Origin of the sequence: Streptococcus mitis (assembly GCF_009496155.1) — a bacterium.
Lineage (GTDB): Bacteria > Bacillota > Bacilli > Lactobacillales > Streptococcaceae > Streptococcus > Streptococcus mitis_BQ.
This window is the reverse complement of record NZ_WIJP01000001.1, coordinates 198168-224568: the sequence shown is the minus strand read 5'-3', so window position 1 is coordinate 224568 and position 26401 is coordinate 198168. Positions and strand designations below refer to the sequence as shown.

Genomic DNA, 26401 nt, shown 5'->3' with positions numbered 1-26401 from the left:
GATGAAATCAAGCATTAGTAAAACCAGTGGAACTTACCCTGAAACGGATTTCCACTGGTTTTTACGATTTTTATCAGACTAACTTCCACTTCTACTAGCGGTGGAACTTAGTTTGGGAATTTACCTTTAGCATTTAATTTTAGCAAGTATATATACTTTTTTTCCAAATCTTCTATTACTATTAGACAGGAAACACAACAAGACCTCCACTATATCGAGGAGGCCTTGGATTAGCTCGGTTATTTAGTAAAAGACTAGAAGATTTTCTTTTCCCAATCATCTTCTGTACGGCGAGGGTAGAAAAACTCTGATTTGTCAGGAGCTTCCATCATCTCCATCAAGGGTAACATATCATAGGCCAGATCCAAGTTTGGAATCTGGTCTTTTTGCACCCAAGAAACTTCTCCTTCATCTGAAGAGCGAAGAGTTCCAGTAAACTCGGTCGTTTTATAACAAATGACAATATAGCGCCCACCTGTATCTAGTGGCCAATTTTTAATGCCGACAAGTTGAGGATTTTGGATAGACAACCCTGTTTCTTCATAGATTTCACGAATGACAGACTCTGCGAAAGATTCGCCATTTTCTACATGGCCTCCTGGAAAGGCATAACCAGACCAGCGATTGTTTTCAGGAGAGCGATACTGCATCACCACGCGCTGCGTTTCGAGGTCTTCAATCAGACAAATATTTGTTAAAATCGTTAATTGGGAACGGGACATAAATTTACTCGCTTTCTAATTTTGGATTATATTTCACTTTAAACTTAATTACCTTATAACTATGAAACTGTTAAGAGACACTACTAACTGAACGCCATCCTTTAGCACAATAGTGGTAAGAAAACTCATATAAGGAATCTGGTATCTCTGAATTATCTATCCGTTTGAAATAAATTCTGCCATTCCATCTTCTGCTCTAAATCGTTCTCAACTTAACGATAAGGAATCTTTGAACTTTCTATCTCTATATCAGGATTGGCAAGTTTGAGATAAGGAGCAATATAGTCTGCATCCGTGACCTTTGGCCCCAGAATAACTTTTGAGTATTTCAAAGGAGCCAGATTGATATATACAAATAAATCATATCTGCCATTATCTTTTGGGCTTAATACGATATACTTCCTAAAATCATTATAGTTAACTTTATCAAAAATTTCTAACCCAATTTCTTCTTTCTTCAAGTACTTTTCATTTAATAAACCCTTATCTTTTAATAAATCCTTATCTTTATCTAAACTTTTATTATGATTTTCAATAAGTGTTTTTACAGAAGTATCATCTAGATTGATTAGAATACGATACTCCATCTCATACTCATAGTCTTTAACTTTAAAAAGGTAAGAAATCTTCTTTAATTTCTCAGCAAAACTTATCAATTCTTTTTCAGCTTCCAGCTCTTGCAATTTTTCAAATAGCTGTTTTAATTTATCAAGAGATTTACCAACATCTGTTTCATCTTTATTCTCTGACATTAAATCTAAATAATGAACTTTAACAAACTCTATCGATTTATGAGCAACTATATCCTCAAGATAAGATAGATCATATTCAAGGAAAGCGCCTTGAGATGAATCTGCATATTCCTTCCACATAGGTAAACTATCAGATACCGTGGTTAGAGAGGATATAAAAACATTGGAAGTTTGATATTGTTTGAAAAACGTATTATTTATACCCAAATAATCATATATTACTCTTCCTTCCATTGGGTCATTTAACTGTTTTAGATTAGTCAGTCGTAAAAAGGGAGATTTTTCTTTAGAATCATTTTCATTTTTATTGTCATCTTTCCAGTCAGCTTTTATAAGATAATTTGTTAATGTGTCAATCTTAGTATAATGTCCAAAGGAACCTATTTCTTTCAACTCATTTGCATCAACAGTCAATTTAGAACGTATATAGTATATAATCTTGTCCGCTTGTTCTAAAAGTTGATCAGCTCCTAATGACGAGATAGCTTCTGGGTCACTTTTCTCATTTAAATAATCATTATCATACTTCTCAATTAACTTAATAGCTTTGTTTAGGATGATATCCGAATCATTTTCTTCTTCTATCTTTCGAACAACATCAATCGAACTTTTAATTACGTCATCAAAGTGTCTTGAAACAAAATCCAAGTATTCCTCAACATCATCAGATTGAGTGTTATTAATATAATAGTTATTAATTTTCTTTAAGTGCTCAAATTTAAAAATTGAAACAAGTTTGTCTAACTCAAAATACCAATATACAATGTGTTTAAAATCATTATCTTCAAAATCATTATCTTTAAATATAAAGCTAATGAATGATTCTAATTCCTTCTTAAAATAGTTTCTTCTTTCTTCAGGCAAACTATCTTTTTCAAATAATACAACAAAAACTGAAAGTAAGTCTGAAGAAAAGAATTCTCTATCCTCTAGATTATCTTTTAATAATAAAGAAAGAATTTTGAAGAAATAACTCTCACTTTCAAACAATTTAGAATATTCTTCATAATCGTTTGTTTCAAGTAAATATGAAAAAAGATTTGATAAATATTCAAAGATTTCATCCCAACTATATCCTTGTGATTTTTTTGATTGTATTATGTTTATAGTTTCTAAAATCTTTTTTTGGATAGTTTTATCATTTTTCTCTAAAAGATTTCTACAGACATAAAGAACAGTTTCAGTATATTTCAATTGTTCTTCTTCAGATAAATCTAAATATTGATTTATAAAATTTTCAAGTTCGGATTTCAGTTTTTCTTTATTCAGGGAATCAAAATGATCTTCTAATTCAAATTCACTAAATTCATCTGTAAAATAATTTAACTTTGCCATTTCATCTCCTCCTAACATCCTAATCCAACGCCTTGACTTCCAACATCATATCACGAATCTGAGCTGCTAGTTCAAAGTCAAGCACTTCGACGGCTTCTTGCATTTGTTTTTCTAGTTTCTTGACCAGTTCTTTGCGTTCTTGTTTGTTAAGGCTATTGATGTCAACTTCCTTGTCATCTTCCTTGGCAACTGCCTTAGTCACAGCGATCAGGTCGCGGATTTCTTTCTTGATTGTCTGAGGTACAATACCATGTTCTTCATTATAGGCCATCTGGATTTTGCGACGGCGGGCTGTTTCATCAATAGCATGTTGCATAGACTGGGTAACAGTGTCCGCATACATAATGACATGTCCCTCACTATTACGAGCAGCACGACCAATGGTCTGGATGAGTCCACGTTCGTTGCGAAGGAAACCTTCCTTGTCAGCATCAAGAATGGCTACGAGACTCACTTCAGGAACGTCAATCCCTTCACGGAGCAGATTGATTCCGACCAAGACATCAAAGACACCCAAGCGCAGGTCACGGATAATCTCCGTCCGTTCCAAAGTCTTGATATCTGAGTGCATGTACTTAACCTTGATGCCCATTTCCTTGAAGTAGTCGGTCAAGTCCTCTGCCATTTTCTTGGTCAAGGTTGTGATAAAGGTACGCTCATTTTTCTCAACACGGGCATTGATTTCACCCAAAAGATCATCAATCTGTCCCATAGTCGGACGGACTTCCACCTCAGGATCCAAGAGTCCCGTTGGACGAATGATTTGCTCAATCACTGTCTCGGTCTGTTCATTTTCATAGTCACCTGGTGTCGCTGAAACGTAAACAATCTGATGGACATGGCTTTCAAACTCCTCTCGGCGGAGAGGACGATTGTCCAGAGCAGACGGCAAGCGGAAACCATAATTTACTAACATTTCTTTACGCGAACGGTCTCCATTGTACATGCCCTTGATTTGTCCCATAGTCATGTGGCTCTCGTCAATCATAATCAAGAAATCATCTGGGAAGAAATCGAGAAGCGTATAAGGAGGCTCTCCTTCACTCCGTCCATCCATGTGGCGTGAATAATTCTCAACCCCGTTGGTATAGCCCATCTCACGCAGCATTTCGATATCATATTCTGTCCGCTGTTTCAAACGCTGGGCTTCAAGCAGTTTGCCTTCCTTCTCAAAGACAGCTAGTTGCTCTTCCAACTCGGTCTGAATCTTAGCAATGGCAACTTCCATATGGTCGTCATTGGTCACAAAGTGAGTAGCTGGGAAAATCGCCAAATGATCCACTTCGCCAAGGACTTGACCTGTCAAAGCCTCCACTTCACGAATACGGTCGATTTCATCGCCAAAGAACTCTACTCGAAAGGCATGCTCATCACGAGAGGCTGGGAAAATCTCCACCACATCCCCACGAACGCGAAATCTTCCCCTTTGGAAATCAATATCATTACGTTCAAACTGGATGTCAACTAAGTCATTCAAGAGTTTATCACGAGAAATTTCAAGACCTGGACGGAGACTAACGACACTATCAGCGTATTCCTTGGGCGAACCCAAACCATAGATACAAGAGACTGAGGCCACGACAATAACATCATTACGCTCCAAAAGGGCTGAAGTCGCTGAGTGTCGGAGTTTGTCAATCTCGTCATTGACAGAACTATCCTTCTCAATATAGGTATCGCTAGAAGGGACATAGGCCTCTGGCTGGTAATAATCATAGTAGGATACGAAATACTCAACAGCATTTTCAGGGAAAAATTCTTTAAACTCCCCATAGAGCTGACCAGCCAAAGTCTTATTATGGGCAATGACCAGAGTTGGCTTATTGACTTTGGAAATAACCTGACTCATGGTATAGGTCTTCCCTGTTCCGGTCGCCCCCATCAGAATCTGAGCTTTTTCTCCACCCTCGATATTATCTACCAACTGCTCAATAGCTTGAGGTTGATCTCCTGAGGGTTGATATTTTGATACTAGTTTAAATTGATTGTCAGTAATGCGGTTAATCATAAGAATCCTCTTTCGATGTGCTGTTTCTATTTTAGCATACTTACAGCATTTTCACGAAGAAAAGGACGGACCGAAGTCACATCCTTTCATTTTCTTTCTTTAATTGGTAAGCGAGATAGACAATCAAAAGTAACAAGACCAGACTTGTCATGATAGAACCTTCTATACCAAAAGAACCACCTGATAACCAGCCTTGATTGCCTTGTGGTAAAAAGGTCATCAGAGACGTTCCTGACGGTTGACCACTAACTAAAATGCCAAAAAGATTGCCCTGAGCAAAATTCCAGGCTCCATGAATACCTGCAACACCCCAGACAGTATCGGTTTTGAGAAGGTAAAGAGACATGGCAACTCCAAATAAGAAGAGATTCACTAGAGATAGAGGTGTTAGACCAGAATTGCCCATATGAAGCAGGGTAAAAAGTATGCTAGATATGACAACAGCAAGTTTTAAATTGGTTCTTGAAGCCAACTGAGGAAGGAGCCAAGCACGGGACACCACTTCTTCTGCTGTCCCCTGTAAAATCCAAAATGGGATAGTAAAAATAACAAAGAAAAACGAATAAGGATTCAAGCGAATGGACTCCAAACGATATTGCCCCAAGGCCACTAAACCTAACAAAGTAAGAAGAAAAAGTGCCAGACCTAGCCCAAATCCTTTAACAAGATTGCTGAGGAAATTCTCTCTATAAAATCCCAAAGTTCGAATAGGTCTTTTCTCAACTTTTCTAGTCCATCTGAACACAGTTAAGATGATAAAACCAAAGGACAATAATTCAAATATTAAATGGATGTCACTTGTTTTATCCATCAAGCTCTGCTGCAATGTCTGCAAGTAGCTTGCAAGATTTTGACCAGTCTCTCCAAAATTCCTAGCAAGTCCGATGAGAGCTAACAAGATAATACCATACAAAGTATAAGCCACAAACTCTCCTATAAAGACAAAAACAAAGGCTAATAAGGGACTTGTGTAAATGTTTAATCTCATTTTTGAAGCTTGGAAGTCTTTAAATATTCTTTTATCCTTCATATCCCTGTCCTCTTTTCTTCCATTATATACTATTATTATAGCACTTTTTAATAGCAATTCAAGAAAGAAAAGAAAAAACAATGTTACATTTTCTGACACAAAAATATAAAAATTTGCCTTTTTTTACTTTTTCTGATATAATGGGAAAATATTCGGAAAAGGAGACTAAAAATGAAGAAAAAATTTCTAGCATTTTTGCTAATTTTATTCCCAATTTTCTCATTAGGTATTGCGAAAGCTGAAACAATTAAGATTGTATCTGATACCGCCTATGCACCTTTTGAGTTTAAAGATTCAGATCAAACTTATAAAGGAATTGATGTTGACATTATCAATAAAGTCGCTGAGATTAAAGGATGGAACATTCAGATGTCCTATCCTGGATTTGACGCAGCGGTAAATGCGGTTCAAGCTGGCCAAGCTGACGCTATCATGGCAGGAATGACAAAAACGAAAGAACGTGAAAAAGTCTTCACCATGTCTGATACTTACTATGATACAAAAGTTGTCATTGCAACTACAAAGGCACACAAGATTAGTAAATATGACCAATTAACTGGCAAAACCGTTGGTGTTAAAAACGGAACAGCCGCTCAACGTTTCCTTGAAACAATCAAAGATAAATACAGCTTTACTATTAAAACATTTGATACTGGTGACTTAATGAACAACAGCTTGAGTGCTGGTGCCATCGATGCCATGATGGATGATAAACCTGTTATCGAGTATGCCATTAACCAAGGTCAAGACCTCCATATTGAAATGGATGGTGAAGCTGTAGGAAGTTTTGCTTTCGGTGTTAAAAAAGGAAGCAAATACGAGCACTTGGTTACTGAATTTAACCAAGCCTTGGCTGAAATGAAAAAAGATGGTAGTCTTGATAAAATCATCAAGAAATGGACTGCTTCATCATCTTCAGCAGTGCCAACTACAACTACTCTAGCAGGATTAAAAGCCATTCCTGTTAAAGCTAAATACATCATTGCCAGCGATTCTTCTTTTGCACCTTTTGTTTTCCAAAATTCAAGCAACCAATACACTGGTATTGATATGGAATTGATTAAGGCAATCGCTAAGGACCAAGGTTTTGAAATTGAAATTACTAACCCAGGTTTCGATGCAGCGATTAGCGCTGTCCAAGCTGGTCAAGCAGATGGTATCATTGCTGGTATGTCTGTCACAGATGCTCGTAAGGCAACTTTTGACTTCTCAGAATCATACTACACTGCCAATACTATCCTTGGTGTCAAGGAATCAAGCACTATTGCTTCTTATGAAGATTTGAAAGGGAAGACAGTTGGTGTTAAAAACGGAACTGCTTCTCAAACCTTCCTAACAGAAAATCAAAGTAAATACGGCTACAAAATTAAAACCTTTGCTGATGGTTCGTCAATGTATGACAGTTTAAACACTGGTGCCATTGATGCCGTTATGGATGATGAACCTGTTCTCAAATATTCTATCAGCCAAGGACAAAAATTGAAAACACCAATCGCTGGAACACCAATCGGTGAAACAGCCTTTGCCGTTAAAAAAGGAGCAAATCCAGAACTGATTCAAATGTTCAACAACGGACTTGCAAACCTCAAAGCAAACGGTGAATTTCAAAAGATTCTTGATAAGTACCTAGCTAGCGAATCTTCATCTGCTTCAACAAGCACTGTTGATGAGACAACTATCTGGGGCTTGCTCCAAAACAACTACAAACAACTCCTTAGCGGGCTTGGTATCACCCTTGCTCTAGCTCTTATCTCATTTGCTATTGCCATTGTTATCGGGATTATCTTCGGTATGTTTAGCGTTAGCCCCTACAAATCTCTTCGCGTGATCTCTGAGATTTTCGTTGACGTTATCCGTGGTATTCCATTGATGATTCTTGCAGCCTTCATCTTCTGGGGAATTCCAAACTTCATCGAATCTATGACAGGGCAACAAAGCCCAATTAATGACTTCGTAGCTGGTACTATTGCCCTCTCACTCAACGCAGCAGCTTATATCGCTGAAATCGTTCGTGGTGGTATTCAGGCCGTTCCAGTTGGCCAAATGGAAGCCAGCCGAAGCTTGGGTATCTCTTATGGAAAAACCATGCGTAAGATTATCTTGCCACAAGCAACTAAATTGATGTTGCCAAACTTTGTTAACCAATTCGTTATCGCTCTTAAAGATACAACCATCGTATCTGCTATCGGTTTGGTGGAACTCTTCCAAACTGGTAAGATTATCATTGCCCGTAACTACCAAAGTTTCAAGATGTATGCAATCCTTGCTATCTTCTATCTTGTAATTATCACACTTTTGACTAGACTAGCGAAACGCTTAGAAAAGAGGATTCGTTAATGGCAAAATTAAAAATTGATGTAAATGATTTACATAAGCAATATGGAAAAAATAAGGTCCTAAAAGGAATTACGACTAAGTTCTATGAAGGAGATGTTGTTTGTATCATCGGGCCTTCAGGTTCTGGTAAGTCGACCTTCCTCCGTAGCCTCAATCTTCTAGAAGAAGTTACGAGCGGTCACATCACTGTGAACGGCTATGACTTAACTGAAAAAACAACCAACGTTGACCACGTCCGTGAAAATATCGGTATGGTGTTCCAACACTTCAACCTCTTCCCACACATGTCCGTATTGGACAACATTACCTTTGCTCCAATTGAGCACAAGTTGATGACTAAGGAAGAAGCTGAGAAATTGGGAATGGAATTGCTTGAAAAGGTTGGGCTAGCAGATAAAGCTAATGCTAACCCAGATAGCCTATCAGGTGGTCAAAAACAACGTGTGGCCATCGCTCGTGGACTAGCAATGAATCCAGACATCATGCTCTTTGATGAACCAACTTCTGCCCTTGACCCTGAGATGGTCGGAGACGTACTGAACGTTATGAAGGAATTGGCTGAGCAAGGTATGACCATGATTATCGTAACCCATGAGATGGGATTTGCCCGTCAGGTTGCCAACCGCGTTATCTTTACTGCAGATGGTGAGTTCCTTGAAGACGGAACACCTGATCAAATCTTTGATAACCCTCAACACCCACGTCTGAAAGAGTTCTTGGACAAGGTCTTAAACGTTTAAACTCAAACTGTAAGGATTTCCTTGCAGTTTTTTTCTATCTCGTATTGGATTTTTTGATTTTTCGGAAAATTATGTTAGAATTAAGTTTATGAAATGAGATTTCCTCATACCTAGCAAGACTAGGAATAAAAATAGAAATTAGGTAGCTAGATGTCATCTAAGGTTATTGTTACAATTTTCGGTGCGAGTGGAGACCTGGCTAAACGCAAGCTCTACCCTTCCCTTTTTAGACTTTATAAATCCGGCAATCTTTCCAAGCACTTTGCAGTTATTGGAACTGCCCGTCGTCCTTGGAGCAAGGAATATTTTGAATCTGTTGTTGTCGAATCTATCCTTGATTTGGCAGATAGTACCGAACAGGCTCAGGAGTTCGCTAGCCACTTCTACTATCAAAGTCATGATGTCAATGATACAGAACACTACATTGCTCTACGTCAATTGCAGGCTGAACTAAATGACAAGTACCAAGCTGAACACAACAAGCTCTTCTTCTTGTCTATGGCACCTCAGTTCTTTGGAACCATTGCTAAACACCTCAAGTCTGAAAACATTGTAGATGGTAAAGGTTTTGAACGCTTAATCGTTGAAAAACCATTTGGTACAGATTACGCAACTGCCAGCAAGTTGAATGATGAGCTCCTAGCAACATTTGACGAAGAACAAATTTTCCGTATTGATCATTATCTTGGTAAAGAAATGATTCAAAGCATCTTTGCGGTTCGTTTTGCTAACATGATTTTTGAGAATGTTTGGAACCGTGAGCATATTGATAATGTACAAATTACCTTTGCTGAACGCTTGGGTGTTGAAGAACGCGGTGGCTACTATGATGAATCAGGAGCCCTTCGTGATATGGTTCAAAACCATACGCTCCAACTCCTATCCCTTCTTGCTATGGATAAACCAGCAAGTTTCACAAAAGATGAGATTCGAGCTGAAAAGATTAAGGTCTTTAAAAACCTCTATCATCCAACTGATGAAGAACTTAAAGAACAGTTTATTCGTGGTCAGTACCGTTCTGGTAAAATTGATGGTATGAAGTATATCTCTTACCGTAGTGAACCAAATGTAAATCCAGAATCAACAACTGAAACCTTTGCATCTGGTGCTTTCTTTGTAGACAGCGATCGCTTCCGTGGTGTTCCTTTCTTCTTCCGTACTGGTAAACGTCTGACTGAGAAAGGAACTCATGTCAACATCGTCTTTAAACAAATGGACTCTATCTTTGGAGAACCACTTGCTCCAAACATTTTGACCATCTATATCCAACCAACAGAAGGCTTTTCTCTTAGCCTAAATGGTAAAGAGGTTGGTGAAGAATTCAACTTGGCTCCAAATTCGCTTGATTACCGTACAGATGCGACCGCAACTGGTGCTTCTCCAGAACCATACGAGAAATTGATTTATGATGTCTTAAATAACAACTCAACTAACTTTAGCCACTGGGATGAAGTTGGTGCGTCATGGAAATTGATTGACCGTATCGAAGAACTCTGGGCTGAAAACGGTGCCCCACTTCACGACTACAAGGCCGGAAGCATGGGACCTCAAGCAAGCTTTGACTTACTTGAAAAATTCGATGCCAGATGGACTTGGCAACCAGATATCGCCTACCGTCAAGATGGTCGTTTAGAATCATGACCACCCGTCAAATAGGTGTCTTGCACTAGGGCTATAAGCCCAAATCACCAGCCAGCGCCTAAAGACGCTGGCTTTCACGTTGTTCAAGCCTTATTGCTCTTGACTCGTCACTTGCCTCTTAAAGAGGCTTTAGTATTACTTACCACTATCCCTAAAGGGATCCTCATATTCTTTTACACTTAATTTATCTAGTGCTATATCATGCTTTACTCGTTCTCAAATTTTCATACTCGTGAAGAAATCATCCAATAGATAATTTCTTTAATCTTGAATATATTTCTTAATTATGGCTTCATTAAGACCTACTGTACTCACATAATAACCTTCCGCCCAAAAATGCCGATTACCAAACTTGTACTTGAGATTGGCGTGTTTGTCAAACATCATGAGTGCACTTTTACCTTTTAAATAACCCATGAAACTCGAAATACTTATCCTTGGTGGAATACTTACTAACATATGTACATGGTCTGGCATTAAATGACCCTCGATAATTTCAACTCCTTTCTTTATAACTACATAATCGGTAAAATATTTCTCCCAAACTGCTTCGATATTGATTATAAATGACTTTTCGTCTATACTTAGGGGTGAACACAATGTGATAGAACACATCCACTTTGTGTGTGATAAACTATGTGCCTTTTGCGCCATATTTTTCTCCTTTCGCTTTACAATTGGCTTGAACACCTTTATTGTATCGCGTTTGGAGTTTTTTGAGTATAACCTTCGACGCGCACCCGCATAGCGGGTGGTTTTTTTGTCTCGCACCTAGCGGAGCGAGACGGACTAATAGTCACATAAATAAAAACGGGAGAGCTGACGCATCAGTCCCTCCTAGACATAAACAAGTGTGCCCGTTTACTGAAGATATTAGATCATCATGCTACGCAACAAATTGTTGCCTGAAAATTCTTGAAATTTATTTTGATGCGAGTATAATAAGAATTAAATTAACATAAGGGAGGCATACGCCTATGATTGGTGACTTTCTAAAGCAACGTAGATTAGCAATGGGGTTTACTCAAGAATTTGTAGCAAATCAATTAAAACTAAGCCGACAGGCTATTTCAAATTGGGAAAATGACTCTCGTGATATCAATGTTAGAGACTTAATAGCTTATGCAAAGCTACTAGAAATATCCTTCGAAGATTTAGAAGTTAGTTTAAATCAACCAAGTGCTTTAACTAAAGAAAGCATATCTAAAATATCAGATGGCGTTGTACCCAAGCATTTTAATTTAAAATTACAAAGACAAGAGCAGACTGAAGCTACCAGCACTCAAAAGATTCACGTTAAAATCGAAGGAGATAAAGTTATCGGCGTTCATATTCTATTATCTTGTTTATTTTTGAATAAAAACAAGTTAATAATTAGAAACTGCCCTACTGCCTTTGATTTTCTAAATATACTCTATGAATTTGGAAAGAATGAGTTGTCTGATTCTTTCGCCTATGAAGATACTATCGAGGTTAGCTCTAAAAGGATGCCTACAGATATTACATCTCTCAATAAAATTAGTAGAGCTAGCATTGGTACTATAACAGCTTTGACTTATCGCTATCACCATCTTTTATTTGCATTTCCTGGAGGAGACGATTTTTGTTTCAGACCTATTGACTTACACCTTGATATTCTCTCTACCGTAGCGAGCTATACCTATCAAGAAGAGAATAAAATCTTTTATTCTGAGAAGAATGACTTGCTAAATAAAAACATATCCTTAAATTGTTACGCAGATGGTAGCAAGAGTGTGGGAGCTTTTTTCAATGCTATTAGCTTGGCTTACTTTTATCCAAACGAAATTCGAATCAACGGTCTATCACCAGACCCTACTGTGTCCTATCTCATTACATTACTAGAGTCTTCAACTAATCGTACAGTGCAATATCTAACATCTGATAAAATTGTCATTTCCAAAGTGGATTCTATTGAAATTAAAGATACAGAAATCACATTACCTCCCGATATGTCTATGCTTGTATCCTATGTCTTGCTATTCTGGGATGAGTTAGAAAATATCATTTTTGACAATGTATTTATCAGAGATATTCCTCAAAGTTACATTGACCTTTTTACAAAATTAGGACTAGATATCATTGAAGACAAACACACAATTCAGTTCAAAAAAGCATCTCAAATAGAGTCCGAGTACTTTGAATTTTTACGTTTAGGTGCTGCACCATTTATTACAAGTGATTTAGGTCCTATTCTATCAGAATTTTTAGCATTTCACAATATATCATCCATCCTATTTGATGAAGTATTTATTCAAAGAATCAATCATATTGCAGAATTACACAAATTGGGAATTAGAATAAAAGTTTTGAGTAACGGTGCATTAAAAACACAAGACAAACTATCAGATATTGACACAAATTTAAAAATGTATCATTTAAATGATACATGTGCAGGTATGGCTATCTTGATGGGAATCATTCAAGTTCATCTTGATAAAGCGATGCTATCAAATTTTGACACTGTTCTTCACGGATTCGGAAACATACAAAAGGTATTAAGTTCATTAGGATATAAAGGAGAGATTTATGGATAACCTACACTTTTACTCATCAAAGAAATCTACGAAATTTCTGACATATCTTCCCAAGACAACTTGTTTCTTAGGTGCATGCACTGCTCAAAATCTAGCCCTTGGAATTGACTATTTTTCCAACAGTCAAATTAAAACTTTTTCTCCTTATGATACCGTTTTTAATGCACCATCCTTACTAAAGGATTTAGAAATCATTGCATTTGAATTGAATCATCATATCTCGATAGATACCAAACAAAAAGTATTTTATGATGAAGTTCGTTTTTGGAATCGTTCAGAGAGTTTTAAAAAGGTCATAAACGAAAATTTACAGATTGATACTTGTGTTAAGAGAGCAATAACTGAATCAGATTTACTAATCGTCTCTCTCGGATCCGTTGAAATGTGGTCTAAGTCTAAACACGTAATGAACAGACTTCCAAAAAATCAGTTTTTCAACCCAGAGATTAAAAATGTTTATCTATCCTCCGACGATATTCTTAACTTTTCTAAGGAAATTATGCGAATCGTGCATCTTATCAATCCTGACATTAAGATTCAATTTTCAATCCCCTATGTACTTCTTAAAACTTCTGAAAAATTTCAAAATCTTCATCTAGCTACAACTGAAAATTATCGGATTATCAAAGATGCTATTATGGAATTAGGGTACGACTATTACTTTCCTGAATATGAACTATTCAAATACTATGTTGAAAAAAATAATCATCCTTTCCAAGAGGATGGAAGGCATCCTTCTGTAAAGCTAATTGCAGATGTATCTAAACACATTGTTAAAGAAATTAACAAGGATTATCTATTAGATACACCCCACAAACCATTTGCAATCAACAAAGTCGATAGCCGAGGTAAAATCAATGGTAAAGAATACTTATAGTGACGATTTACAACATATCTTTAAAGCTCAGACTCTCCCATCATCGCCTTTGATAAGAGAAGAAAAGAACTTATTTACTTTTTCACCCATTCAAGATGAGCTAGAGTATTTTAAAGAAAAGAAATATGGTTTATATGTAAAAGAACAAGTTTGTTTCCGAAATGTCTACCCTGCTAACTTAGTAAACCCTATCTCTACCCCATGCCAAACGTTAATTAGTTTATTTTCATTCTATGAAGAGAAATATGGACAAATTATTGAAACTTTTATTACTAAGTTTTTAAATAAATGGATTCCTTTTGATGATATTTACATTATCTGTCCCAAAATTACTGATGCTCTTGAGCAACTGTACAAAGTTACCAACCATATTATCGAAATTGATAAAGAACGTCTACGATGTGATGTTCCCTTGTCTGGAAATCACTACTACATTAAAATTTGCGTCCAATACCATAACGGTCTAGTGACTCTGGCAAATTTTGTGCTGATAAATTATCAAGGAGGACTTCAATCACAAATAGACAGTGTTCTTTTCCCTTTAAGATTAGATATGATTCGTGAACAAGCGAAATCTATTTACGAGTCGCAAAATTTTCTAGCCACCTACAATAAGTTATATAAATTTTCTAGTAGTCATGAACTGACGCATTTTTTCATCAGTCAACTAGAAGCTTTAACCATTTTATTCCCGGAAATTGGAACATTTGGCAATCATAGACACAGCTATGCCCTAAAAAAACTAGCTAGAGAAATCTTTTTGGAATGTGATATTCATAATATCTCACTAGAGGACGTCTTAAATGAGTTTTCAACGATTAAAATCGAATTGCTAAAACAGTACAAGGAATATTCTCGGAATATCAATAAAGCATTAAAGAAAGTCAAAAAGAGTAGGGATACAATGAGGGCAGATTATGCCTATCAGACATTAGGTATTCCTTATAAACTCTACAAAAATCAGATTGATCCCACTTACAAACTACCTGAGTTGCCGAGCAACTTTGCTTATTATAGAGATTCGCATAAAAACCTCTATCAAAATCCAATAGAAAGTTATAAATAATCATGGCAAAATTACTTATCTTACACCCCTATCGTGAAACTTACACCGATATTTACTCTTGTCTTTCCAAAAATCATCACTATACACTCCTGATTGATGATAGCAAAGTAGAATCATTTGAAACGAATAAACCAACCAATGTCACTCTAGTTACTACCCAACATTATCCTGAAAAGAGAAAAGAAACCTCACAAGGAATACTACAACAATCTCATTTCGATGCGATTGTTGCTTTAGATGAGTTTGATATGGTATTGGCTGCAGAATTACGAGAACAATTTCATATTAAGGGTCAATCAGTCAGTCAAGCTAAAACTTTCCGTGATAAAGACAAAATGACACAGAAAGTCAGTGAACTAGGTTTTAAAATCCCCCATTCTTGGAAAATATCATCTTATGCGGAATTGAAAAACTTTTTCAAACAACATGGAGATATTATTCTAAAACCTTTGGATGGAGCTGGTTCTGTTGACACTTTCCACTTAAAAAGTGATAACGACTTAAGTCCTTTTGATTCCGATAACTTTTGGGGAGATAAGACTGTATTGGTTCAAGAATATATTTATTCAGATGTTTATCACATAGATGGATTTGTATCGCATGGAAATATCATTTATTGTGAACCGTCCCAATATATCTTCAATCCCTTGCTAATTAAAGAAGGAATTTCAGCTGCGGGAGTTTCCTTGGATCACACTTCAAAACATTTCAAAAAACTTGTTGATTACGCCTCTGAACTGTCTAAAAAACTCTACCCAGACGGAACATTTCTTTTTCACTTAGAGGTGTTTTACGATGGACACGAAATCATTTTTTTGGAAATTGCTTCACGCATTGGTGGTGCACGGATTCGTCAAAATCTACAATATAAACTGACCTACAATCCACTTGAGCTTCTCTTGACAGCCATCTGTAATGACACCTTACCCATACTTCCAACCGTATTTCCAGTTACTGGCTGGCTCCTAACTGCCAAAAAGGAAGGAGTCATCCAACAACTCCCAGAACTAACGGAAACGATAAAAGAACAGTATTCTATCTTTGACTATATTACTTACACGCAAATTGGTAAACAGTTGCATTCTGCTTTTCACAGTGCAGATGCTGTTGTCGGTTTTTCTTGTCATGGTTCAACATTCCGAGAAACAAAAAACAATCTCTTAGGAGCTGAGACTTGGGTGTTAGAAAACACGAGGTATAAGAAATGAAATATTTTATTTATCGCTTTTCTCCTGCAAGTATTGGTATTAAAGCAAAAGAAAATTTAGGTATTATCTGTCCTAGCAGACAAGAAAAAAATTATCTTTCAGTTGGATTTTTAAAGAACCAAATTTTTTGTATAGATGATTTTAGCCAAATTAATCTACTCTTTTTTTTCAAAGATATACAGAACATAGAGGATATTTTCACACTAGATGAAGGACTCATGCATATTGTCGGTATCTTAAAATCGCTTTTTACCTCCGATAAAGAGGCTTGGAAAATCGCTTATACTTATAAAGACAAGAAAATCATGCGCACTCAGCTGAGTGAACAAATCAGTCAACCTCAACTATTGAACCCAAATGATAGTCTTCCTAATACCTTTCTGATTAAACCTAGATGTGAAGCTTCTGGCAAAGATATTCATATTATCTCTCAAATACCAGAGTATTATACAGCTGAGAATTTTCTTTTAGAAAGTCAGGAACAATTTGATACCATGTTTACTTGTGATGGTATAGCTATTAATGGAAAAATCCAATACTTTTTTACACATGAATATATAGGAAATATCCTAGATATTAAAACAACCTTCATCAATATCGTCCGTACAAACTCTCACTATAATAATCCCCTCTTCATTCAACGATTAAAAACTGAGACCCAAAAAGTATTGGACAGTTTAGGAACTGAGAAAATACATCCTTTCCATGCAGAGTTCTTTTATAACTCCACTACAGATGAGGTAAGCTTTTGTGAAATTGGAAAGCGGTTTGGTGGAGGAAATATTCCTTTGCTTATCAAATGTGCCTTTCAAATTGATATCCTAGATACTTACTGGAACCTTATAAATAGTGTTTCTATACCAGCAGAGATTCCAACATCGCCCAGTAAAATTGCACTGACTTTAGCTATTTTTCAGAATGGCCATCATCAAGCTCCTCCAAAGCTCCCTATCCCTATCGAATTTTTTAGAGAATATCCTGAAAAGATAAACTGTCCTGCTCATTCACTAGATGATTTACGCTATCTCATCACTACTAGTGTAAAGAATGAGAAGGAATTTACACTCATAAACGAGCTACTTGAGGAATATAAGTATGAACAAAGAGAATAAAAATATCCTACTACTGATTATCAGGGGACAAACAACAAACTTGGGTAATATTATTTTTGATTATGCCAATAAACTATTAATCGCAAATCTTACCGTTCAATCCTCATTCTTTATGATGCTTTATCAGTCTAGCGAATCCATTGTTCGCTTACTATTTAATCTATTTGCAGGATATGTTGCTGATTTTAGCGATAGAAAACGTATGCTCATTCTAACAGATGTGATTGCTGCAATTGCAACTTTCTTACTATTTTTATTTTATAATCCGCAAAATATCTGGATATTGGTTGTTGTCAATATATTACTGGCTATTTTATTTAGTTTTAACGGTCCAGCTTATAAGGCTATTATAAAAGACCTTCTTTCCAGCGATGGAATCTTTACCTATAACTCTATTTCTAAAATAGTGGCTGAGATTGTTGGAGTTGGAGCACCGCTAGCTTCCGTCTTTGTTATCCATCAATTTGGATTTAGATATGGTATGCTGATTAATTCTTTCTCTTTTATTATTTCAGCTTTGTGTGAATATCGTTTTCACATTTTACATCACCATAATACTATCCAATCAAAATTTTTTACTGGATTAAGAGAAGGTTTTACCTACCTCTATGAAGACAAAACACTCCTAACCATTTTAATTTCTTCCGCCTTTCTAAATTTCTTAGATGCGATCTATTCCTTCTATCTTCCATTCACATCAACGTTTTCTCAATTTCATCAAATTTTTGCTTATATTCTCGTTTCTCAATCTATCGGAAGTATCTTAGGAGCTCTTATCATCAGTCTAAACAAGAAAAAAATTGAACCGAGATACTTTCTTCATTTCTTATTGCCAGGTGCAGTCTCCTTAATACTTATTAATCTTTTTCAATCCTCGCAAATTATCTTATTGATTCTATTTGCTCTGTTCTCTACAACTGTTTCAATGTTCAATGTGAATTTAATGTCACATCTCCAAGTTTCTATAGATTCCAATTTCTTAGGACGCATTTTTAGCATCATATTCACTATCAGTGGTATCTTTGCTCCTTTCGGAACTATGTTTGCATCATGGATTGATTTTAAAAATTGGCAAATATTTCAATATATAGGTATTATTCAACTGCTGATTTATATAATCAGTTTACTAGCACTTAATAAGAGTTCCCAAAAAAGTTAAATCATCCAGCTACACAGCACAAAATTAGGAAGATTATTCAATTCAAAATTGAAAATCTTTTTGAAATAAGCTATAATAAATTTAAGTAGTGATAGGAGATAGGATAGTGCCTACAATCAGTTTAACATGTGATATAAAGCTAACAAATGAAGATGCTTTAAAGATTTTCAACCATCAACCATCTGAAAAATTACAAGAAATATTGAAATCTATTGAATCACAAGATACCACCACTCTAACGGAAAATAAACTCATTTCAAAATATTTACAACTCATCGCTCTTACAATAAAAAATATCCTGCAAGTTTCTACCTTGCAGGATTTTTGCTTCTGATTAGATTAAGCCTTCCAAGAGACCCTTCATAAAGTTTTCTGAGTTAAACTCTCCAATATCATCGATTTTTTCACCAAAACCAATCAATTTTACAGGAATATTGAGTTCTTCACGGATGGCTAGAACAACACCACCTCGAGCAGTTCCATCAATCTTAGTCAAGACAATTCCTGTCAAAGGGGTAATTTTCGAAAATTCTTTGGCCTGTACTAGAGCATTTTGACCTGTTGATGCATCAAGAGCCAAGAAGGTTTCATGAGGGGCTTCTGGCACAACACGTTTGATGATACGACCAATCTTTTCCAACTCAGCCATAAGGTTGTCCTTGTTTTGCAAACGACCAGCAGTATCAATCATGAGAATATCGATACCCTCAGCCACGGCACGTTCCATACCATCAAAGACAACACTAGCTGGATCAGCTTTTTCAGGTCCAGTCACAACTGGAACGTCCACACGACGTCCCCATTCAGCTAGCTGGGCTACTGCCCCTGCACGGAAGGTATCTGCCGCAACCAACATGACCTTCTTACCAGCTTGTTTATAGCGGTGGGCTAGTTTCCCGATAGAGGTTGTTTTCCCAACACCATTCACACCAACAAAGAGCATGACTGTCAAGCCATCTTGGAAGTGGATGCTTTCATCGTAGTTACCATCCTTTTCATAAAGCTCAACCAATTTCTCAATGATGACACGGCGAAGTGCGTCTGGTTTCTTGGCGTTTTCAAGCTTGGCTTCGTAACGTAACTCCTCTGTTAAGTTAGAAGCCACCTGGACACCAACATCACTCATGATCAGCAGTTCTTCCAGTTCCTCGAAAAATTCTTCGTCAACGGAGCGGAAGTTGGCAAAGAAGGCGTTCAAGCGAGCACCGAAACCTGTACGAGTTTTCTTAAGACTGCGGTCATATTTTTCCTGAACAGTTTCTTCTGCTTGAGGCCTTTCTGCCTCAAGAACTTCAGAATTATTTTCTTCTACAGATTCTTCAAGTTCAGGATTCTCTTTCTCTGCGACTTCTTCTTGTTGAACTTCTACAACTGGCTCTGAATCCTGACTTTCTTCAACTGTCTCTTGATTTTCCTCTTCTTGGAGCGCAACTTCTTCAGAACTTTCAACTTCTGCTTCTTCTTGAAAAACTTTCTCAGCTTCTATAAATGCAGGCTCAGTATCTTCAGACAAATCAAGATTTTCCAGAGCTTCTTTTACAACTTCTTCGATTTTAGGTTCTTCTTTTTTTCCGAATAGACGGTCAAATAATCCCATATCTTAGTTCTCCTTTAGCACATATTCTTCGATAGCCCAGGCGACAGCCTCTTCATCATTGGTCATTGGAGTCACTACATTTGCGACTGCCTTGACTTCAGGAACAGCATTTTGCATGGCAATACCGAGCCCTGCCCATTCAATCATAGAAAGGTCATTAGCTTCATCACCACAGGCCATGACTTGACTTTGGTCGATTCCAAGATGACTGATTAGTTTGGCCAAACCGGTTGCTTTATGAACATTCTTTGGTGACCACTCTAGCAACATTTCACGTGATTTAAAGATTTCATATTGGTCAAATAATTCTGGAGAAATCTTCTGAATGGCTGCATCCAAGGTTTCTTGAGCAAAGGCAGTCACGCATTTATTATAGGTCATTTGACTAGACAAGTCTTCAAAGTCCACTGGAACAAAAGTCAAAGCTGGATTGAATTTGGCATAAAGACTTTCTTGGTCAGATTGGATTTGATAAACAGTTCCTTCTGAAATGGCATCAAGAGGCAGTGATAATTTCTCTGTTTCCTCATACAAGCGTGCCACATCATCATATGAAAAGACTGTCTTATCAAGGATTTCACCTGTATTTTTCTGAACCAAACCACCATTAAAAGTAATGGTATACTCATCTTCCTGACCGTCAGTCCCTAGCTCATGGAGAAAGAAATCCATGGCTTTTAAAGGGCGACCAGTTGTCAATACGACCTTGATACCACGATCACGCGCAGCTTTCAAGGTTGCCTTGGTGCGATCCGTCAGCCTTTTATCAGTAGTCAGCAAGGTTCCATCCAAGTCCAATGCAATCAATTTTATATCTGCCATTATAAGTCCTCCATATAAGCTATAACCGACTGGTCCTTATGGTGACCAATCACAGTCTCTGCTAATTCTAAAATTTCTGGTCGTGCATTTTCAGGAGCTACAGGATGTCCCACAACCTGCATCATATGCAAGTCATTTAGATTGTCTCCAAAAGCCATAACCTGATCCATTGTGATACCAAGTTTTTTAGCTAATTCAACAATAGCCACTCCCTTATCGACATAGTCCAGAACAATATCAATGGATTCAAAACCAGTTGTCATAGCCTTAACACCAGGTACATGTTCATTGACCCAAGCTTCCCCAGCTTCCAGAGTTTCTTCTGTGAAGTTGGTTGTAAATTTGAAAATGTCATCTGTGATATCTTCCAAACTCGTTACTTTTTGGATATTTTCATTATAATGCTGGCTCTCTTTTAAATAGGTCTCATCAACCGTATCTAGAACATATGAACCCTTCTTACCCGTCAAAAGCAGTTTATTGACATCTACATAGGGTGAAGTTTTCAGCTTTTCAAAAGTCGCCAGATAAAAGTCACGAGACATGGTCGCTTCATACAAGTCTTGACCTTGATACTCTACCAAACTGCCATTTTCTGCAATGAAAATAATGTCATCACGAACAGCAGCAAATAATTTTTCTAGAGATAGAAATCCACGTCCTGAAGCCACTGCAAAGTAAATCCCTTTTTCCTTATAGGAAGCCAAGAGAGACTTGAGGCGATCCATATCAAAGCAACCATTTCCATCTAGGAAGGTTCCGTCCATATCCGTTGCTACTAGTTTAATTGTCATCCTTCAATACTTTCTAAATCTTTTAACTTAACCGAAACAATTTTTGAGACACCTGATTCTTGCATGGTCACTCCATAGATAGAATCAGCCGCTGCCATGGTTCCCTTACGGTGGGTCACAACTATAAACTGGCTATCCTTGTCAAATCGATTGAGGTAATCCCCAAAACGTTTAACATTAGCTTCATCCAGCGCAGCTTCCACCTCATCCAAAATAACAAATGGGATAGTCTTAACACGGATAATCGAGAAGAGCAAGGCAAGAGCCGATAGAGCTTTTTCACCACCACTCATCAGATTAAGAGACTGGATTTTCTTACCTGGAGGTTGAACAGAAATCTCAACCCCAGCTGTCAGCAAGTCTCCTTCAGTCAAAATCAAATCTGCCTGACCTCCACCAAACATCTGCTTGAAGGTCACTTTAAAGGACTCACGAATAGCTTCAAAGGTTGATTTAAAGCGTTCCTTGACCTCATCATTCATCTCTGTAATGGTTTCAAGGAGCAGATTTTTCGCTGACAAAATATCATCTCGCTGACTATTTAGAAAGTCCAGACGGTTGTGCACTTCTTCATACTGGTCAATAGCTTCCAAGTTGACAGGCCCCAGTGAGCGTATAGCCTTCTCTAAATCCTTAACTTCCTGCTCTGCCAGATTGAGATTTTCCAACTCATGCGCCTTTTCTAGGGCTTCAGTATAGCTAATCTGGTATTGGTCTGTTAATTGACTTTGCAGATGGCGTAAGCGCTCGCTGACCTTTTCTTTCTTGGCTTCAGCACGTGTTTGCTTTCGAATCCACTCTTCATTCTGCTGGCGAGCCTGATTCAAATGACTAGCAATATCATCTAGTTGACCTTCAATATCATCCAACTCAAACTGCTTGCGAATTAAACCTTGTTGGAGGTTTGTTTTCTGCATTTTGGCTTCTTCCGCCTGTTGATTGAGCAGATCTGTATCAACCTTCTCCAGATTATCAACCTTTTCTTGGAGAAGACGCTGGATTTCTTCTTGTTCAATATTCAGATTATCCAATTCCTTGCTTAGACGGTCAATGTCAGCCACTTCATAACGTTTTTGCCCTTGCAGTTCTGTCTTAAGCAGACGAGCTTGCGCTACCTCTTCCTGCAAGTTTTGATAGCGTTCTTGGATGGCGTTTTTGTTAGACTTAATCTCTTCAATCTCAGCTTCCAGATTTTGCTTGTCACTGGCTATAGTAGCAAGGCGCTCTTGGCATTTTTCCTTGTCTGCTTGCCAATCTCCCTCGGAAAGACGATTTAATTCTTCTTCTTGGAGTTTCCAAAGAGTTTCCAATTCTTCAACTTGCTGACTAGTCTGCTGATAAGCGAGGGACAAGCCTTGCTCCTGAATACGAGCCTGCTCTCCTTGAGATTTGATGGCTTCTAATCTTTCTGTCAATCTAGCCATCTCATCTTGCAAGGTCTTCAAACTCGACTCTTCTGAACGCAAGCTTGCTTCTTCTTCAGCAATTTCTTTTTGCAATTGCTCCAGCTCTGGCTTGATGAAAATGCTGTTATTTTGGCGATTGGCACCACCCGCATAAGAACCACCTGTGCGCAACTCTGTGCCGTCCAAAGTCACCATACGAACCTGATAACGAACTTGGCGCGCGGCTGCACGCGCGTGTTCTACGGTGTCAAAGATAGCCGTCGTAGCTAGCAAATTCTTGAAAATAGATTCCAGTCTAGTATCGAATGTCACTAACTCATCTGCCATGCCAAGGAAACCTGGACTTGTAGCGATAGCATCTTGATTCTGGCTAGAAATCGTACGCGCCTTGATCGTTGTCAACGGAAGGAAGGTTGCACGACCGGCTCTGTTTCGTTTAAGGAAATCAATAGCCTTAGTTGCCGCGTTCTCATCTTCTACAATGATGTGCTGACTGCTTGCTCCAAGCGCAATCTCTAGGGCTGTTTGATAATGCACATCAAAAGTCAAATGCTCACTGACTGCACCAATAATCCCACCAAGGCGGTCTTTTTCTTGAAGAACACTCTTAACACCTGCATAAAAGTTACTATGATTTCTCAGGATATTTTCCAAACTTTGGGCTCTAGCCTGCTTATTTTTGAGATTATCCAGACGGTCAAAGAGTTGACTTTGTTGGGTTTGATAGGAAGCTTTCTGCTCCTCTTGCTCCTTGGCAATAGCTTGATAGTCGGCCAATAATTTCTGAACTTGCTCCTTGGCAGTTTCAAGCTCCGCCTTTTGCTGACTAGCCTTCTCTTTAGCTGTAGCCAGCTGTTCTTTCAGCTTTTCTAGTTGATCTGCTTGTTTTTGAGAAAGCTGACGACTATTTTCCAACTCGTTTTCGATACGGGTCAACTGGTTTGAAACATCGGCTTCTTCCTGTAAAAGGGCCACAAAGCGTTCACGTAAGAGCTCAATCATCTGATCAGGATCATCTGAAAAAGCTAGCAATTCAGCTTCTAAACGATTGAGTTTTTGATTATTTTGGACTAGATTTTCCTCTAAAAGTGCTAAAGAGCTTTCCTTATCAGATTTTTCTTTGCTGAGTGAATTTCTCTTATCCTCCAAAGCAGCCAAACGAGCTTGTGCTTCCTGTTGATTCAGGGCTACTTGCTCAGATTCTAATTTTGATAGGGCTAATTTTCTCTCTAAATCACTAATCAGACTAGTCAAGTCCATCAAACTGCCCTGGTCTTTGGCCATTTCAGCCTGTAAATCTTGGCGTTGCTTTTTAAGAGCTTGATTTTCTTCTTCTAATTGTTCACGCTTTTGGTAATAACTAGTCAAGAGTTCTTGAACCTGTGCCAACTCTTCTTCTGTCGAGTCTAGTTCAGCTTTATTTTCCTTGATTTGGGCAACCAGCACATCTAAATAAATAGCCTTGCGTTGACCTTCCAAGTCTAGAAACTTACGAGCATTCTCAGCTTGCTTCTCAAGAGGTTTGATTTGATTATCCAACTCGTAGATAATGTCTTCAAGACGGTCTAGATTATCCTGAGTTTGTTGCAGTTTACTCTCAGTTTCTTTTCTACGAGTCTTGTATTTTAAAACTCCAGCAGCTTCTTCAAAAATAGCTCGGCGTTCTTCAGGCTTGGAATTAAAAATCTCCTCAACCTTCCCTTGAGAAATAATAGAGAAGGAATCGCGTCCCAAGCCAGTATCCAAGAAAAGATCATGAATATCACGCAGACGGACTTTCTTACCGTCAATCTTGTATTCGCTATCACCACTACGATAGATATGGCGTTCCACCCTAATTTCTTGACCTGCATCCTTGATAAATCCATCATTATTATCCAGAGTCACAACTACAGAAGCATAATTGAGCGGTTTGCGACTTTCTGTTCCAGCAAAGATGACATCCGGCATCTTGCCTCCACGGAGACTCTTGACACTAGACTCTCCCAAGGCCCAACGCAGACTTTCTGTAATATTCGACTTTCCTGAGCCATTGGGTCCAACGACTGCCGTCACACCTTGGTCAAAAACGACCTTGGTCTTGTCAGCAAAAGACTTGAATCCCTGAATTTCGATTTCCTTTAAATACATGAATCGAGCCCTTTCTCAACGGCATTTTTGGCAGCTTCCTGCTCTGCTAATTTCTTAGAACGACCTTGACCTTGACCGATGCTCTTACCTTCAACCAGAACTTCTACATCAAAAACCTTATCGTGGGCAGGTCCTGTTTCAGAAATCACCTGATAACGAATAGCCACATCCCCATTGACCTGAAGTAACTCTTGGAGATGGGTTTTGTAGTCTGTAATCATCTCAAACTCGCCTGCTTCAACCTTAGGAATCATGACTTGATAGATAAATTCCTTGACCTTGGTCACATCCTTGTCCAAAAGGAGGGCTCCAAGAAAGGCTTCAAAGGCATCACCAAGAATGGTATCACGATTGCGACCCCCAGACTTTTCTTCCCCTTTTCCCAGCTTGATAAACTGGTCAAACTGGCAATCACGCGCAAAACCAGCCAAACTCTCCTCGCGGACAATCATGGCACGAAGTTTGGACAAGTCACCTTCAGGCTTTTTAGGATATTTTTTATACAGATATTCTGAAATCAATAACTGTAGAACAGCGTCTCCTAAAAATTCCAAGCGTTCATTGTGTGAAATTTTTAAGAGGCGGTGCTCATTGGCATAACTCGTATGAGTAAAGGCAGTTTCCAGTAAATTTTTGTCTGCAAATTCGATTGCAAAATGGTTCTTTAGTACAGTTTGTAATTCTTTCATACCAACCTCTTTCTAACTGACAACAGTCCTTTTTATTATATCAAAAAAAGCCCCCTGAGTCACTTTAAAACGGGACAGGAGGGGATTTGGGAATTCTATAGAATATGATTTTCAATTTTATACTTCTTCAAACCACATCAGCTTCGCCTTGGATTATATATGTGACTGACTTTGTCAGTCTTATCTACAACCTCAAAGCAGTGCTTTGAGCAGCCTACGGCTAGCTTCCTAGTTTGCTCTTTGATTTTCATGGAGTATTAGGGACAAATAAGAAAAAGCCCTATTAAAGGCTTTTTTAGGATGTTTACATCCACCCTGAGGGAATCGAACCCCCATCTCAAGAACCGGAATCTTACGTGATATCCATTACACTAAGGGTGGAAACTTGTTTTATTATAACAGAAATTTGCTCTAATAACAA

General features: G+C 37.8%; 19 protein-coding genes, 1 tRNA gene and 1 pseudogene. 10 read left to right on the top strand and 11 right to left on the bottom strand.

Annotated features, from left to right (window positions below; translation table 11 throughout):
- Positions 1–254: 254 nt before the first annotated feature.
- The 4 genes from GEZ84_RS01090 to GEZ84_RS01075 all read right to left on the bottom strand — a co-directional run bounded on the left by GEZ84_RS01090 (position 255) and on the right by GEZ84_RS01075 (position 5847).
- Positions 255–722, bottom strand: a complete 468-nt coding sequence (locus tag GEZ84_RS01090; protein ID WP_153222964.1) for an 8-oxo-dGTP diphosphatase — start codon at positions 720–722, stop codon at positions 255–257.
- A 212-nt stretch (positions 723–934) separates the two neighbouring features.
- The gene (locus GEZ84_RS01085; protein ID WP_153222962.1) at positions 935–2809 is read right to left on the bottom strand and encodes a DUF2971 domain-containing protein; all 1875 of its coding nucleotides are present in this window, start codon (positions 2807–2809) and stop codon (positions 935–937) included.
- A gap of 19 nt (positions 2810–2828) precedes the next feature.
- Positions 2829–4817, bottom strand: a complete 1989-nt coding sequence (gene uvrB / locus GEZ84_RS01080) for an excinuclease ABC subunit UvrB (protein WP_153222960.1) — start codon at positions 4815–4817, stop codon at positions 2829–2831.
- Positions 4818–4893: 76 nt separating this feature from the next.
- Positions 4894–5847 carry a CPBP family intramembrane glutamic endopeptidase gene (locus GEZ84_RS01075; RefSeq protein WP_153222958.1) on the bottom strand — a complete coding sequence of 318 codons (954 nt, stop codon included), beginning with the start codon at positions 5845–5847 and terminating at the stop codon, positions 4894–4896.
- A 171-nt stretch (positions 5848–6018) separates the two neighbouring features.
- Between GEZ84_RS01075 and GEZ84_RS01070 the strand changes: the two genes are divergently transcribed.
- The 3 genes from GEZ84_RS01070 to zwf all read left to right on the top strand — a co-directional run bounded on the left by GEZ84_RS01070 (position 6019) and on the right by zwf (position 10565).
- Positions 6019–8184 (top strand): ABC transporter substrate-binding protein/permease, encoded by a 2166-nt coding sequence (locus GEZ84_RS01070; protein ID WP_153222956.1) that lies wholly within the window; start codon positions 6019–6021, stop codon positions 8182–8184.
- A complete protein-coding gene (locus tag GEZ84_RS01065; RefSeq protein ID WP_001096324.1) occupies positions 8184–8924 on the top strand; it encodes an amino acid ABC transporter ATP-binding protein in 741 nt (246 codons plus the stop codon). Before GEZ84_RS01070 ends, GEZ84_RS01065 begins: the two co-directional genes overlap by 1 nt.
- Before the next feature lie 150 nt (positions 8925–9074).
- Positions 9075–10565, top strand: coding sequence for a glucose-6-phosphate dehydrogenase (zwf, locus tag GEZ84_RS01060; protein ID WP_153222954.1), 1491 nt, complete (start codon positions 9075–9077; stop codon positions 10563–10565).
- 135 nt (positions 10566–10700) lie between these two features.
- Here zwf and tnpA read toward each other — a convergent pair.
- A pseudogene (tnpA, locus tag GEZ84_RS01055) lies at positions 10701–11219 on the bottom strand (IS200/IS605 family transposase).
- 323 nt (positions 11220–11542) lie between these two features.
- Between tnpA and GEZ84_RS01050 the strand changes: the two are divergent.
- From GEZ84_RS01050 to GEZ84_RS01020, 7 genes are all read left to right on the top strand, one after another.
- Positions 11543–13120: a helix-turn-helix domain-containing protein gene (locus GEZ84_RS01050; protein WP_153222952.1), complete on the top strand. Its 1578-nt coding sequence runs from the start codon at positions 11543–11545 to the stop codon at positions 13118–13120.
- On the top strand, positions 13113–13997 hold the full coding sequence (locus GEZ84_RS01045; RefSeq protein WP_153222951.1) for a GSCFA domain-containing protein: 885 nt from the start codon (positions 13113–13115) through the stop codon (positions 13995–13997). Before GEZ84_RS01050 ends, GEZ84_RS01045 begins: the two co-directional genes overlap by 8 nt.
- A complete protein-coding gene (locus tag GEZ84_RS01040; RefSeq protein ID WP_153222949.1) occupies positions 13978–15063 on the top strand; it encodes a hypothetical protein in 1086 nt (361 codons plus the stop codon). Before GEZ84_RS01045 ends, GEZ84_RS01040 begins: the two co-directional genes overlap by 20 nt.
- A gap of 2 nt (positions 15064–15065) precedes the next feature.
- Positions 15066–16271: an ATP-grasp domain-containing protein gene (locus GEZ84_RS01035; RefSeq protein ID WP_153222947.1), complete on the top strand. Its 1206-nt coding sequence runs from the start codon at positions 15066–15068 to the stop codon at positions 16269–16271.
- Positions 16268–17383 (top strand): biotin carboxylase, encoded by a 1116-nt coding sequence (locus GEZ84_RS01030; RefSeq protein ID WP_102211146.1) that lies wholly within the window; start codon positions 16268–16270, stop codon positions 17381–17383. The genes GEZ84_RS01035 and GEZ84_RS01030 overlap by 4 nt, the downstream gene beginning before the upstream one ends.
- A complete protein-coding gene (locus tag GEZ84_RS01025; RefSeq protein ID WP_153222945.1) occupies positions 17367–18542 on the top strand; it encodes an MFS transporter in 1176 nt (391 codons plus the stop codon). The genes GEZ84_RS01030 and GEZ84_RS01025 overlap by 17 nt, the downstream gene beginning before the upstream one ends.
- Positions 18543–18648: 106 nt before the next feature.
- A complete protein-coding gene (locus tag GEZ84_RS01020) occupies positions 18649–18876 on the top strand; it encodes a hypothetical protein (protein WP_153222943.1) in 228 nt (75 codons plus the stop codon).
- Here GEZ84_RS01020 and ftsY read toward each other — a convergent pair whose 3' ends face one another.
- The 6 genes from ftsY to GEZ84_RS00990 form a co-directional block, all read right to left on the bottom strand.
- Positions 18877–20139 (bottom strand): signal recognition particle-docking protein FtsY, encoded by a 1263-nt coding sequence (gene ftsY, locus GEZ84_RS01015; RefSeq protein WP_153222941.1) that lies wholly within the window; start codon positions 20137–20139, stop codon positions 18877–18879. It lies immediately after the preceding gene.
- Positions 20140–20142: 3 nt separating this feature from the next.
- A complete protein-coding gene (locus tag GEZ84_RS01010) occupies positions 20143–20961 on the bottom strand; it encodes a Cof-type HAD-IIB family hydrolase (RefSeq protein WP_153222940.1) in 819 nt (272 codons plus the stop codon).
- The gene (locus GEZ84_RS01005; protein ID WP_153222939.1) at positions 20961–21755 is read right to left on the bottom strand and encodes a Cof-type HAD-IIB family hydrolase; all 795 of its coding nucleotides are present in this window, start codon (positions 21753–21755) and stop codon (positions 20961–20963) included. Before GEZ84_RS01005 ends, GEZ84_RS01010 begins: the two co-directional genes overlap by 1 nt.
- Positions 21752–25291 (bottom strand): chromosome segregation protein SMC, encoded by a 3540-nt coding sequence (gene smc / locus GEZ84_RS01000; protein ID WP_153222938.1) that lies wholly within the window; start codon positions 25289–25291, stop codon positions 21752–21754. The genes GEZ84_RS01005 and smc overlap by 4 nt, the downstream gene beginning before the upstream one ends.
- Positions 25282–25980 carry a ribonuclease III gene (rnc, locus tag GEZ84_RS00995; protein ID WP_000661493.1) on the bottom strand — a complete coding sequence of 233 codons (699 nt, stop codon included), beginning with the start codon at positions 25978–25980 and terminating at the stop codon, positions 25282–25284. The genes smc and rnc overlap by 10 nt, the downstream gene beginning before the upstream one ends.
- A gap of 309 nt (positions 25981–26289) precedes the next feature.
- Positions 26290–26361, bottom strand: a tRNA-Arg gene (locus tag GEZ84_RS00990).
- Positions 26362–26401: the final 40 nt, after the last annotated feature.